Origin of the sequence: Lactiplantibacillus xiangfangensis (assembly GCF_001438845.1) — a bacterium.
Classification (GTDB): domain Bacteria; phylum Bacillota; class Bacilli; order Lactobacillales; family Lactobacillaceae; genus Lactiplantibacillus; species Lactiplantibacillus xiangfangensis.
Genome location: NZ_JQCL01000101.1, coordinates 1 through 229 on the forward strand (window position 1 = coordinate 1; position 229 = coordinate 229).

Annotated in this window: 1 protein-coding gene; it reads right to left on the reverse strand. The window is 40.6% G+C overall.

Going from position 1 to position 229, the window contains the following annotated elements:
* The coding region (locus tag IV64_RS12570; protein WP_157061170.1) for an MFS transporter at positions 1–229 on the reverse strand (229 nt) is incomplete at both ends.

Consider the following 229-nt stretch of genomic DNA (forward strand, 5'->3'; position numbering starts at 1 on the left):
AGCAGCCAGGTAACCATAATAATTGGTATTAAAATTATAAATAGAAAATGCCAATTGAATGTGTCCTGAATTATGCCACCATATATGGGACCCACTGCTGGTGCAAAGGCAATAACTAAGCTACCTAGCCCCATAAAAGTGCCAACTTTTTTCTTTGGCACTTGATCTAGTATGACAGCAAACATCAACGGTAACGCGATTCCATCAGCAATGCCTTGACATAAGCGGC